General features: G+C 66.2%; 13 protein-coding genes. 3 read left to right on the top strand and 10 right to left on the bottom strand.

Annotated elements, in window-relative coordinates:
* Window positions 1-28: 28 nt before the first annotated feature.
* Both KRX52_RS16720 and KRX52_RS16725 read right to left on the bottom strand, forming a co-directional pair.
* Window positions 29-310: a putative signal transducing protein gene (locus KRX52_RS16720; RefSeq protein ID WP_217682965.1), complete on the bottom strand. Its 282-nt coding sequence runs from the start codon at window positions 308-310 to the stop codon at window positions 29-31.
* Window positions 310-492 (bottom strand): CPXCG motif-containing cysteine-rich protein, encoded by a 183-nt coding sequence (locus tag KRX52_RS16725; protein WP_217682864.1) that lies wholly within the window; start codon window positions 490-492, stop codon window positions 310-312. The genes KRX52_RS16720 and KRX52_RS16725 overlap by 1 nt, the downstream gene beginning before the upstream one ends.
* A gap of 93 nt (window positions 493-585) precedes the next feature.
* On the opposite strand from KRX52_RS16725, the gene KRX52_RS16730 reads away from it, so the two are divergent.
* A complete protein-coding gene (locus KRX52_RS16730; RefSeq protein ID WP_217682865.1) occupies window positions 586-1746 on the top strand; it encodes a 1-acyl-sn-glycerol-3-phosphate acyltransferase in 1161 nt (386 codons plus the stop codon).
* 49 nt (window positions 1747-1795) lie between these two features.
* Here KRX52_RS16730 and KRX52_RS16735 read toward each other — a convergent pair whose 3' ends face one another.
* From KRX52_RS16735 to KRX52_RS16755, 5 genes are all read right to left on the bottom strand, one after another.
* A complete protein-coding gene (locus tag KRX52_RS16735) occupies window positions 1796-2101 on the bottom strand; it encodes a hypothetical protein (RefSeq protein ID WP_217682866.1) in 306 nt (101 codons plus the stop codon).
* A gap of 192 nt (window positions 2102-2293) precedes the next feature.
* Window positions 2294-2881: a YajG family lipoprotein gene (locus KRX52_RS16740; protein ID WP_217682867.1), complete on the bottom strand. Its 588-nt coding sequence runs from the start codon at window positions 2879-2881 to the stop codon at window positions 2294-2296.
* A gap of 163 nt (window positions 2882-3044) precedes the next feature.
* Window positions 3045-4139: a cell division protein ZapE gene (gene zapE, locus KRX52_RS16745; RefSeq protein ID WP_217682868.1), complete on the bottom strand. Its 1095-nt coding sequence runs from the start codon at window positions 4137-4139 to the stop codon at window positions 3045-3047.
* A gap of 173 nt (window positions 4140-4312) precedes the next feature.
* Window positions 4313-5659 carry a tryptophan--tRNA ligase gene (locus KRX52_RS16750; RefSeq protein ID WP_217682869.1) on the bottom strand — a complete coding sequence of 449 codons (1347 nt, stop codon included), beginning with the start codon at window positions 5657-5659 and terminating at the stop codon, window positions 4313-4315.
* 23 nt (window positions 5660-5682) lie between these two features.
* Window positions 5683-6318, bottom strand: coding sequence for an alpha/beta hydrolase (locus tag KRX52_RS16755; RefSeq protein WP_217682870.1), 636 nt, complete (start codon window positions 6316-6318; stop codon window positions 5683-5685).
* 112 nt (window positions 6319-6430) lie between these two features.
* On the opposite strand from KRX52_RS16755, the gene KRX52_RS16760 reads away from it, so the two are divergent.
* Entirely contained in the window at window positions 6431-6856 is a 426-nt protein-coding gene (locus KRX52_RS16760) for a Z-ring associated ZapG family protein (RefSeq protein ID WP_217682871.1), read from the top strand.
* A gap of 141 nt (window positions 6857-6997) precedes the next feature.
* Here KRX52_RS16760 and cysN read toward each other — a convergent pair whose 3' ends face one another.
* From cysN to KRX52_RS16775, 3 genes are all read right to left on the bottom strand, one after another.
* The gene (gene cysN, locus KRX52_RS16765; RefSeq protein WP_217682872.1) at window positions 6998-8899 is read right to left on the bottom strand and encodes a sulfate adenylyltransferase subunit CysN; all 1902 of its coding nucleotides are present in this window, start codon (window positions 8897-8899) and stop codon (window positions 6998-7000) included.
* A gap of 12 nt (window positions 8900-8911) precedes the next feature.
* Window positions 8912-9829, bottom strand: a complete 918-nt coding sequence (gene cysD / locus KRX52_RS16770) for a sulfate adenylyltransferase subunit CysD (RefSeq protein WP_217682873.1) — start codon at window positions 9827-9829, stop codon at window positions 8912-8914.
* 129 nt (window positions 9830-9958) lie between these two features.
* Window positions 9959-10717, bottom strand: coding sequence for a Nif3-like dinuclear metal center hexameric protein (locus tag KRX52_RS16775; RefSeq protein ID WP_217682874.1), 759 nt, complete (start codon window positions 10715-10717; stop codon window positions 9959-9961).
* Window positions 10718-10821: 104 nt separating this feature from the next.
* On the opposite strand from KRX52_RS16775, the gene algW reads away from it, so the two are divergent.
* Complete coding sequence (gene algW, locus KRX52_RS16780) at window positions 10822-11964, top strand: Do family serine endopeptidase AlgW (protein WP_217682875.1); 1143 nt, start codon at window positions 10822-10824, stop codon at window positions 11962-11964.
* Window positions 11965-12038 lie beyond the last annotated feature (74 nt).

A 12038-nucleotide genomic window follows, 5' to 3' on the forward strand; every position in this document is an offset into this window, starting at 1 on the left:
AAGGGGGGTTACCTGCAGCAGAAGGGGCTCAGCACAACAGCACACCCGCGCCCGGAGGGCCGCCGGGCTCATCATCGGCCGGAGGCTCCTCCGGCAGGGGCTGTGCAGCATTGTACGCAGCAATCAGCGCCCCGGCCCGCAGGACATCCTCGTCTTCCACCTGGATGGCCAGCAGGCCACTCGCCGGCAGCTCGCCCAACCCACCCAGCAGGTGCTGACCAAGCAGGTGCGCACGCACGCCCTCGCTGGCCAGCATGGCGACCAGCAGCTCACCCTCGCCCAGGCTCAGCGGCTCATGGATACGCTGCATCATTCACCCTCGCGCTGCAATTCGAGCGTCCAGTCGACGCCATCGGTGCGCAGATCGAAAACGATCGGCCGACAGCACACCGGGCAATCTTCGACGTAGCACTGATCGCCAGCCGAGAGGTCGAGCACCGCCTCGATCGGCTCGCCGCACCAGGGACAGCAGCAGGACTCGACTTCCAGCATCCGCGCCTCCCACGCCTCTTCGTTTATAATCACCGCCCCGCCGCACACCGACTCCAGGCGTGCCGCCACCTATTACCCGGCCAAGAGACAACAATGGGCGAGTTCGAAGCCATCCGACCCTATGCCGACGCAGAAGTGCGTCCCGTCCTCGAGCGCCTGCTCGACGACGACGCGTTTATCTCCACCCTCACCCGCTATCGCTTCCCGCGCCTGGCCGGCCCGCTGGGCTGGCTGCTCAAGCCGGTCATCGCGCACTACCTGCGCAAGGAAATCCACGGTGTCGACAGCGTTGCGGCTCTGCAGGAACGGATCGAGCCCTATGTAGACCGCAGCATCGAGCGCGCTAGCGACGGCATCAGCTACTCGGGACTGGAGCACCTGCAACAGGGTCGCGCCTACCTGTTCCTCAGCAATCACCGCGACATCGTGATGGACCCGGCGTTCGTCAACTATGCGCTATACCACGCCAAGCTGCCCACCCCGCGCCTGGCCATCGGCGACAACCTGCTGCAGAAACCCTTCGTCAGCGATCTGATGCGCCTGAACAAGTGCTTCATCGTGCACCGTTCGCTGACCGGCCGGCGCGAGAAGCTGGCGGCATTCCAGACCCTTTCCGCCTACATCAACCACTCGATCCGCAGCGAAGGCACTTCGATCTGGATCGCCCAGGCCGAAGGTCGCGCCAAGGACGGTGACGATCGCACCGACTCGGCGATCCTCAAGATGTTCCACATGAGCCGCAAGGACGAGGCCTTCGCCGACACCATGCGCGATCTGCACCTGGTGCCGATCTCGATCAGCTACGAATACGACCCCTGCGACCTGGCCAAGGCGCGCGAGCTGTACATCCGCGCCAGCACCGGCAGCTACAGCAAGGCGCCGGGCGAGGACGACGCCAGCATCGCGCAGGGCATCACCGGCTTCAAGGGCCGCGTACACATCAGTTTCGGCCCGGAAGTGGCGGCGCCAGACGCCGACGCGAAGCAGCTGGCCCAGCGCATCGACCAGGAAATTCTCGGCAACTACCGGCTGTTCCCGGTGAACTATCTGGCTTATGCCATGTGGGATGAGCGCGACCCGCAACTGCAGGTCCCGGCGGCGACCGAGCTGTTCGACGCCGCGGAACTGGCCCGCGCGGAAGCCGAGTGGCAGCGCCGCTTGACGGCCTGCCCGCTTGAGCAGCGCCCGTACCTGATCATGCAGTATGCCAACCCGGTGCGGAATCAGTTCCGCTGCCGCGCCGGCCTGCTGTAGGGCGGGAAGGAAAAGGCAGCGGCGGGCACCGCCCGCCGCTGCCCGGCGCTCAGAACCAGATGCCCGGCTGCAGCCGCGTACTGAGCCAGGACAGCAGCAGGCCGGCGCCCAGTCCCAGGCCGCCAAAGCCGTAGAAGAAACGATTCAAGCGCTCGACCTGGGCGTAGCTGGCCAGCCCTTCGACATCCAGCGCCCCACCCTCGCCAGCGGCCAGCACCCGGGCCACGGCCCGCTGCTCGCGCCACCGCGTGGCCAGCAGCAGCCAGCCTCCGCTCAGCGCCAGAAACAGCGCCAGACCATTGATCGCCTGGGACGGATAAGCCAGGCACAGCGACCACACCACCTGCAACGACATCGACGCCCTCCAGAAAACAGCACCGCGGACACATCCGCCCGGCACACCACCCACGCGGACGGCAGCCAGGCAAAACCGGTTAATTTTAACGCTCGCCCACCAGCCCTTCACCGCGTTTCCGACCAGCGCAACAACCGCCAGGCAGAAAAAAGGCGGTGGGAGCACCACCGCCTTTGGCGAACCGCGACGCGCTTACTGATTGCTCAGCAACTGGCCGATGGTCGGATCCTTGAACACCCGGGTCAGCGCATCGCTGAGCACATCGCTGACCAGCTTGCTGTTGGTCTGCTGGTTGGGTGCCATGCCGAAGCGCTGGTTCAGCGAGGAGCCGTAGCGACCGCTGTAGCGGCGCACGCTGTTCTGCACGTCGGCACGGATGCTGGCGCTGATGTTCGCCTCGGTGACATAGGAGCCGTCCTTGGGCGACACGTACTTCATGTCGGTCACCGTCAAGGTCAGTTGCGGCGCATTGTAGGCATTCGGCGTCGGCGTGAAGCCGAGCAGGCGTACGGCCGCCTCGGCCTGGCCTTGCAGGCGGGGCACCAGGCTCTGACTGCTCACGCTGATGGCGCTGGTTTCCGGATAGAGGCCGCCGCGCGTGCCGAGTACCGGCGAGGGCCGGCCGTCGACCACCCGCACCACCACCGGCTGCCCCTGGCCGACCGGCGCGAGCTGTGCGGTAACCATGGGTTGCACGGTGAGTTGTTGCGGGCTGTGGGCGCAACCCACCAGGGTCAGACTGGCGGCAGCGATCAGGCCAAACAGCAGACGGGGCAGCATGTTCATCTCTCCGGGGGACTGGATGGGGAAAACAGGAAACGGCCGGCAGTATACCCAGCCGCACCCAGCGCCGCGACAAGCGGCGGCATGCCTTTGCGACTGCCGGCAGCGCCCACAGTTCCCCACAAACGACAAGGGCGCCCGATCGGGCGCCCTTGCAGGATTACGGCTTGTGCGGCCGGCTGAGGAATTCGTGGGACTGCATCTCCAGCAGGCGGCTGAGGGTGCGCTGGAACTCGAACTCCAGGCGCCCGCCGGTGTACAGGTCCTTGAGCTCCACCTCGGCGGAGAGGATCAGCTTGACGTTGCGGTCGTAGAACTCGTCCACCAGGTTGATGAAGCGCCGCGCCATGTCGTCCTTGCTCCCCCCCATCTGCTCGACGTTGGAGATCAGCACGGCCTCGAAGATCTTGCCCAGCTCGATGTAGTCGTTCTGGCTGCGCGGGCCGTCGCACAGCGCGCGGAACTCGAACCAGGCCACGTCGTTGGCCACCTTGCGGGCGCGGATCTCGCGATTCTCGATCAGCAGCGCCTCGTTGTCCTGCACCACGCAGTTTTCCGTGAGCAGGCTGCGGAAGCTCTTGTCCAAGCTCAGCTCGGCCTCGGCATCCAGCGGGAAGTGGTACAGCTCGGCCTGCTCCAGCGCACGCAGGCGGTAGTCGATACCGCTGTCGACGTTGACGATCTCGGTGTGCTGCTTGAGGAGGGCGATCGCCGGCAGGAAGCGCGCGCGCTGCAGGCCGTCCTTGTACAGGCCGTCCGGCACGATATTGGACGTCGCCACCAGGCTGACGCCGTTCTTGAACAGCTCCTCGAGCAGGGTGGCGAGGATCATCGCGTCGGTGATGTCGGAGACGAAGAACTCGTCGAAGCAGATCACCCGCGCCTCGTCGGCGAAGCGCTTGCCGATGATGGTCAGCGGGTTCTTTTCGCCCTTGAGAGTCTTCATTTCCTCGTGCACGCGCTTCATGAAGCGGTGGAAGTGGGTGCGCATCTTCTGCTTGAACGGCAGCGCATCGAAGAAGGTATCGACCAGATAGGTCTTGCCGCGGCCCACGCCACCCCAGAAGTAGATGCCCTTGATCGGCCCCTGAGGCTTCTTGCGGCCGAACAGCTTGCCCAGCAGGCCTGGATCCTGCTGCCCGGCGACCAGGTCGTCGTAGAGACGCTGCAGATGCCGCACGGCATTTTCCTGCGCGGCATCGTGGAAGAAATCGGGGCGTTTCAGATCGGCCTGGTAGCGCTGGAGCGGAGTCATGGCGGCGTCGGGGTTGGAAAACGGGGCCGTCACTTTAACGGCGCCCTCGCCTGTTGGCAATTTACGCAGATCGTTCAACGTCTGCCGCCCTCGTCACGGGGCGCCAGGCTCGGAACTGCCGTCCGGCAATCGACAGGTACCCGGCGAGCGCAATGCCACCCGCCGGGCGACCCTCAGGCTTCCTGTGGCGCCAGCGCCTCGGCCAGCCGCGCCATGGCCGCCTCGCGCTCGCCGGCGTCGCTGTAGTCCGGGCTCTGCGCCACGAGCTGGTCGTCCAGCCACAGCGCGAAACCCTCACCCTCCGCTCGCAGGTCCAGCTCGCCAGCCTGCAGGCGCTTGCTCGCCGCACCAGCGCTCTTGCCGTCGGCAAAGCTCACCGACAGCAGCAGCTGGCTGCCGTCGACATCCAGCAGGCGGAAGCGGAAGCTGCCGTCGTCGTCGCGGAAGCTGACGAAGCGCGCACCCTTGCTCGCCTTCTTCTTGCTGCCAGCGGCCACCTGCACCTCGTTGCGGAATGAGCGCAGCCCCACCGCCTCGCGCAGCTCGCCGAGGAAAGGCGTGGCGATCCTGCGCGCCTTGGCCGCGCCGGCCAGGAGGATGTCCTCGAGGTCGGCCGGCCGGGCGATCAGCGCGTTGTAGCGCTCGCGCGCCTCGCCCAGCTCGCCCTCCAGCAACTCGTACAGGCGCTGCTTGGCTTCGCCCCAGGCCAGGCCACCCTCCAGCGCCGCGCGGAACTCGGCCGTCTGCCCGGCATCGGCAAAGGCCTGGTAGAGGGTGAACAGGTGCGCGTTGTCGGCATCCTTCGGCTCGCCCGGCAGCTTCGAGTCGGTGACGATGCGCGCCACCGCGTCCTTGAGCTGCTTGCTGGTGCCAAACAGCGGAATGGTGTTGTCGTAGCTCTTCGACATCTTGCGCCCGTCGAGGCCCGGCAGGGTCGCCACGCTCTCCTCGATCAGCGCTTCGGGCAGGGCGAAGAATTCGCGGCCCCGGCCGAACAGATGGTTGAAGCGCTGACCGATGTCGCGCGCCATCTCCACGTGCTGGATCTGGTCGCGACCAACCGGCACCTGGTGGGCGTTGAACATCAGGATGTCGGCGGCCATCAGCACCGGATAGCTGAACAGGCCCATGGTCACCCCGGCATCCGGGTCCTCGCCCTTGGCCACGTTCTGGTCGACCGAGGCCTTGTAGGCATGCGCGCGGTTGAGCAGGCCCTTGGCCGCCACGCAGGTGAGCAGCCAGGTCAGCTCGGGGATCTCGGGGATATCCGACTGGCGATAGAAGGTCACCCGCTCGGGGTCGAGACCGCAGGCCAGCCAGGTCGCGGCGATTTCCAGGCGCGAGCGCTGGATGCGCAGCGGGTCGTCGCACTTGATCAGCGCGTGATAGTCGGCGAGGAAGTAGAAGGAGTCCACGTTGTCCGCGCGACTGGCGACGATCGCCGGACGGATGGCGCCGGCATAGTTGCCCAGGTGCGGCGTGCCGGTGGTGGTGATGCCGGTGAGAATACGGGTGGTCATGATCTATCGCTTGTCGGACTGCATCAGGATTGGAGACGCGGCAGCACCAGCGCTTTCAGCTCGGTCAGCTTGCCGTGAAAGAAGTGGCCGCATTCTGCCACTTTGAGCAGCTCATGGGCACGCTGCAGTGTCGCCGACCAGGCATACACCGCCGCCGGCGTGACCACCTCGTCGTCTTCCGGCTGGATCACCGTCAACGGGCAGCGCTGCGGCAGGCGGCCGTCCACGCTGAAACGCTCCACCGGCGGGGCCAGCATGAACAGACGCTCGACCTCGACGCCCTGGTCTTCCAGACGCCTCCCCAGGCAAGCGGCCACGCAGGAGCCGAAGGAGAAGCCGAGCAGGGACAGCGGCAGGCCGGGGTGTTGCGCCAGCAGCCAGCGCGCGGCGGCTTCGCCGTCGTCGATCTCGCCTTCGCCATGGGCGTGCTCGCCGACGCTGTGGCCAACGCCGCGAAAGTTGAAGCGCAGGGTGGCGTAGCCGGCATCGCGCGCCGCACGCTGCAGGGTGGCGACCACCTTGTTGTGCATGCTGCCGGCGAACAGCGGATGGGGATGGCAGATCAGCGCCAGGCCACGGGCGTCGGCGCGATCCAGATACAACGCCTCAAGCGCGCCGCTGGGGCCGTCGAGCAGCAAGGGGGTTTCAGTCAATGACACAGGAACTCCGTGACCCCGGCAAGGGGCAACTCGTCTAGCACACTGCCGGAGCTATACAGCGCCGGCCTGACCCGTTAACGTAATGCAAATCCCGTGTATAGAGGAAGGATTCGTGGAACAGTCATTCACTGCCTGGCTGCTGCCAGCCCTGGCCCTGATTGCCGGCGTCGGCATCGGCTTCCTGCTGGCCCGCCTGCTGCCAGGCACCGCCCCGACCCAAGTCCAGCACCAGCTGGACGAGATGCAGGAGCGCTTCGAGGCCTACCAGAGCGAAGTGGTCAGCCACTTCAATACCTCCGCCAGCCTGATGCAGAAGGTGGCGCAGAACTATCAGGACATCCAGGATCACCTTGCCGAAGGTGCCAACCGTCTGGCGCTGGACGAACTGTCCCGCCAGCGCCTGCTCGCCGCCCTGAGCGACAGCGCCCAACCGGCTCGCGAGCGCATCAGCAGCCCGGCCAGCACCGAGCCGCCGAAGGACTACGCCCCGGGCAGCTCGGGCGCCCTGAGCGACGAGGAAGTCCTGAAGAAGGCCTGATGCGTCAGCCAGCCAAGAAGCCCCGCCCCGGCGGGGCTTCTTTTTGTCCGCAGGAAAGTCCCGGTCCCGGTGACGTTGTGCTACCCCACAAACGACAAGGCCCCGGCAGCGCTGCCGGGGCCTTGTCTTCTCAGCCAGGGATCAGATCGCGCCGCGCGAACGCAGCAGCGCCAGCACCTGCTTGACACCCTCCTCCACCGCGGTGGACTGGGTATCGATCACCAGATCGGCATCCAGCGGTACATCGTAGGCGAAGGACTCGCCAGGGATGTTGTCCTCGCCGGCGGCGTACAGACCCTGCGGATCGCGCTCGCGGCAGGCCTGCGGCGAAGCCTGCACGTAAACGGTGATCAGTCGCTCGCTGCCGATGACCGCCTTGGCCTGCGCGCGGCCCTCGGCATCCGGGGCAACGAAGGCGGCCAGGGTCAGCAGGCCGGCCTCGTTGAACTGGCGGGCGACATGCGCCGCCCGGCGCCAGTTCTCGGCACGCCCGGCGCGATCCAGCGGCAGGCCCTTGTTCAGGTCTTGGCGCAGGTTCTGCCCGTCCAGCACGTAGACCGCGCGACCGCTGTCGAACAGCTTGCGCTCCACGGCGTAGGCCAGGGTGCTCTTGCCGGCGCCGGACAGGCCGCTGAACAGCACGGTGGCCGGTTGCTGGCCGAAGCGCGCGGCGCGCTCCTCGGCGGCCACGTGGGCCAGCTGGCCGTGGTGACCGATGGTGTTCCGGCCGGCCAGCAGGTCGGCGATGATCATGCCGGCACCGACGGTGCCGTTGGTCAGGCGGTCGATGACGATGAAGGCGCCGGTGGTGCGATTGTGCGCGTAGCCGTCGAGGGCGATGGGCGCATCCAGGCTGACGCGCACCTTGCCGATCTCGTTGAGCTTGAGCTCGCTGGCAGCCAGCTGCTCGAGGCTGTTGACGTCGACGCGGTGCGCGATGCCGACGATGTTGCCCGGCACGTAGCTGGTGGCGCGCTTGATGTCGTACTTCTTGCCCGGCAGCATCGGCTCCTCGGCCATCCACACCAGCATGGCGTCGAAGCTGTCGGTGACCTGCGGACGGTTGTCGGCGTGCACCAGCATGTCGCCGCGCGACACGTCGATCTCGTCTTCCAGGGTCAGGGTCACGGCCTGGCCGGGAATCGCCTGCTCCAGCTCGCCGTCGAAGGTGACGATGGAGCGCACCTTGCTGGTCTTGCCCGACGGCAGCACGGCGATCTCGTCGCCCTTGTGCACGATGCCGCTGGCCAGGGTGCCGGCGAAGCCGCGGAAGTTCAGGTTCGGCCGGTTGACGTACTGCACCGGGAAGCGCATGTCGGTCAGGTTGCGGTCGGCGGCGATCTCGACGGTCTCGAGGATCTCCATCAGCGTCGGCCCCTGGTACCAGGGCGCACGCTCGCACTTGTTGACCACATTGTCGCCCTTCAGCGCCGACATCGGTACGAAGTGCAGCGAGCTGGGCTTGAGGCCGATGCGCTCGGCGAACTGCAGGTAGTCGGCGCTGATGCTGTCGAACACGCCCTGGTCGAAGTCCATCAGGTCCATCTTGTTGATGGCGACCACGATGTGCTTGATGCCCAGCAGCGAGGCGATGAAGCTGTGCCGGCGGGTCTGGGTCTGCACGCCGTAGCGGGCGTCGATCAGGATGATCGCCAGGTCGCAGGTCGAGGCGCCGGTGGCCATATTGCGGGTGTACTGCTCATGGCCGGGGGTGTCGGCGATGATGAACTTGCGCTTGGCGGTCGAGAAGTAGCGATAGGCCACGTCGATGGTGATGCCCTGCTCGCGCTCGGCCTGCAGGCCGTCGACCAGCAGCGCCAGATCGACTTCCTCGCCGGTGGTGCCGACCTTCTTCGAGTCGCGGGTGATCGCTTCGAGGTGGTCCTCGTAGATCATCTTGGAGTCGTGCAGCAGGCGCCCGATCAGGGTGCTCTTGCCGTCGTCGACGTTGCCGCAGGTGAGGAAGCGCAGCAGTTCCTTGCGTTCGTGCTGGGCCAGGTAGGCGAGGATGTCCTCGCTGATCAGTTCGGATTGGTGCGACATGATGCGGAAACCTTAGAAGTAGCCCTGACGTTTCTTTTCTTCCATGGAACCGGCGCCATCGTGGTCGATGACGCGGCCCTGGCGCTCGGAAGTGCGGGTCAGGAGCATTTCCTGGATGATCTCGGGCAGGCTGGCGGCAGTGGACTCCACCGCGCCGGTCAGCGGGTAGCAGCCGAGGGTACGGAAGCGCACCATCTTCTTCTGGATGCGCGCCTTCTCGTCATCGGTGAGATGGTCGAGGATGCGCTGGTCGTCGATCATGATCAGGGTGCCGTTCTTCTCGATCACTTCGCGCTCGGCGGCGAAGTACAGCGGCACGATCGGAATGCCTTCCAGGTAGATGTACTGCCAGATGTCCAGTTCGGTCCAGTTGGACAGCGGGAACACGCGAATCGATTCGCCCTTCTTCACCTTGCCGTTGTAGACGTTCCACAGCTCGGGACGCTGGTTCTTCGGGTCCCAGCGGTGCTTGCTGTCGCGGAACGAGTAGACGCGCTCCTTGGCCCGCGACTTCTCCTCGTCGCGGCGCGCACCGCCGAAGGCGGCGTCGAAGCCGTACTTGTCCAGGGCCTGCTTGAGACCCTCGGTCTTCATGATGTCGGTGTGCTTGGCGCTGCCGTGGGTGAAGGGGTTGATGCCCTGCGCCACGCCTTCCGGATTGACGTAGGTGATCAGGTCCAGGCCCAGCTCGGTGACCATCTGGTCGCGGAAGCGGTACATTTCCTGGAACTTCCACTGGGTATCGACGTGCATCACCGGGAACGGCAGCTTGCCGGGGAAGAAGGCCTTGCGGGCCAGATGCAGCATGACGGCAGAGTCCTTGCCGATGGAGTACAGCATCACCGGGTTATCGAACTCGGCGGCCACCTCGCGGATGATGTGGATGCTTTCCGCCTCCAGCTGCTTCAGATGCGTCAGTTTGTCGACCATGGCTACTCACAAGAGAACAAAGGCGGCCTGCGGGCCGCGGACGTTGGCGCACGATACCATGCTGACCTTCTTCTAATAAGGCGCCAACATAGACTCAATCATTCTATTAATATACCGAAGCGCAGCAGCTCAAACCGGGTTGGAGCAATCGATGAAGCGATGCTCCACCGCAAAGCGACGAGCGATCCACTCGCCCAGCGCCTGTACCCCGTAGCGCTCGGTGGCGTGATGGCCGGCAGCGACAAAACTGATGCCGTTCTCGCGCGCGCTATGCACGGTGGACTCGGACACCTCGCCGCTCAGATAGGCATCGGCGCCCGCTGCGATCGCCTGCTCGATATAGCCCTGTGCCGCACCGGTGCACCAGGCCACCCGGCGAATCGGCCCGCACCCCGGCACCAGCAGCGGCTCGCGACCGAGTACCCGCGCCACCTGGGCCGCAAACTCCGCCGGACTGAGCGCCTGCGCCAGGCTGCCGAGCAGGCCGACCGAGCGCGGATTACCCGGCTCCAGCGGCCCCTCCACCTGCAGGCCGAGGCGCTGTGCCAGTTGCACGTTGTTACCGACCTCGGGGTGCAGGTCCAGCGGCAGGTGGTAGGCCAGCAGGCTGATGTCATGGCCCAGCAGGGTCTTCAGCCGGCGCCGCTTCATCCCGGTGATGCAGGCATTCTCGTTTTTCCAGAAATAGCCGTGGTGCACCAGCACCAGATCGGCCTGCGCTTCGACCGCGGCATCCAGCAGCGCCTGGCTGGCGGTCACGCCGCTGACGATGCGGCGTACCTCGGCACGCCCCTCGACCTGCAGGCCGTTGGGGCAATAGTCGACAATGCGCGCGGCATCCAGATAACGATCTACTTCAGTAACCAGGGTGTGCAGGGCGACAGCCATGAGACTCTCCGTAACAGTCGGCGACTGCTTTCGCAGGCGCCGAACTCGTATAATGCGGCCACCTTAATTGGCCCTACCCCGCCCCGCAAGCCCAAGGACCCCTGATGCACAAGGCACTGCGCTACCTCGGCTGGCCGGTTGTCGCCGGCATCCTGCTGGCCCTGCTGGCGATCCAGTTTTTCCCGCAATGGGTCGGCCGCGGCCAGCCGGATCTGCAACTGCGCCAGGCGCCGGCCCTCGGCCTGCCCAGCCTCGGGCCGGTGTCCTACGGCGACGCAGTCGAGCTGGCCGCGCCGGCGGTGGCCAACCTGTACACCACCAAGGTGGTGGACAAGCCGAACCACCCGCTGTTCGGCGACCCGCAGTTTCGCCGCTTCTTCGGCGACAACCTGCCGCGCCAGCGACGCATGGAATCCAGCCTCGGCTCGGCGGTGATCATGAGCCCGAAGGGCTACCTGCTGACCAACAACCACGTCACCGCCGGCGCCGACCAGATCATCGTGGCGCTCAAGGATGGCCGCGAGACCCTGGCGCGGGTCGTCGGCAGCGACCCGGAAACCGACCTGGCGGTGCTCAAGATCGACCTGCCCGACCTGCCGGCGATCACCCTCGGCCGCTCCGACAACATCCGCATCGGCGACGTCGCCCTGGCCATTGGCAACCCGTTCGGCGTCGGCCAGACCGTGACCATGGGCATTATCAGCGCCACCGGGCGCAACCAGCTCGGCCTCAACACCTACGAGGACTTCATCCAGACCGACGCGGCGATCAACCCGGGCAACTCCGGCGGCGCGCTGATCGACGCCCACGGCAACCTGATCGGCATCAACACCGCCATCTTCTCCCGCTCCGGCGGCTCGCAGGGCATCGGCTTCGCCATCCCCACCAAGCTGGCCCAGGAGGTGATGGAGGCGATCATCGCCCACGGCCAGGTGATCCGCGGCTGGCTGGGACTGGAGGTGCAGCCACTGACCACGGAGCTGGCCGAATCCATCGGCCTGCAAGGGCAGGCCGGCATCATCGTCGCCGGCATCTACCGCGACAGTCCGGCCTTGCATGCCGGCCTGCAACCCGGCGACGTGATCCTGGCCATCGACGGCGAGCCGGCCAGCGACGGCCGCCGGGCGATGAACCAGGTGGCGCGCAAGCGTCCCGGCGACATACTGCTCATCGACGTTCTGCGCGCCGGCGAAAAGCTCGCGCTCAAGGCCGAAGTCGGTCTGCGCCCGCCAGTCGCCAGCGAGTGAGTGAGTGAGGCGACGGCCGGGCAGAACAAAAACGGCGCCCCGCGGGGCGCCGTTTTTGTTCTGCGATGTCACGA

The organism is Geopseudomonas aromaticivorans, assembly GCF_019097855.1.
Lineage (GTDB): Bacteria > Pseudomonadota > Gammaproteobacteria > Pseudomonadales > Pseudomonadaceae > Geopseudomonas > Geopseudomonas aromaticivorans.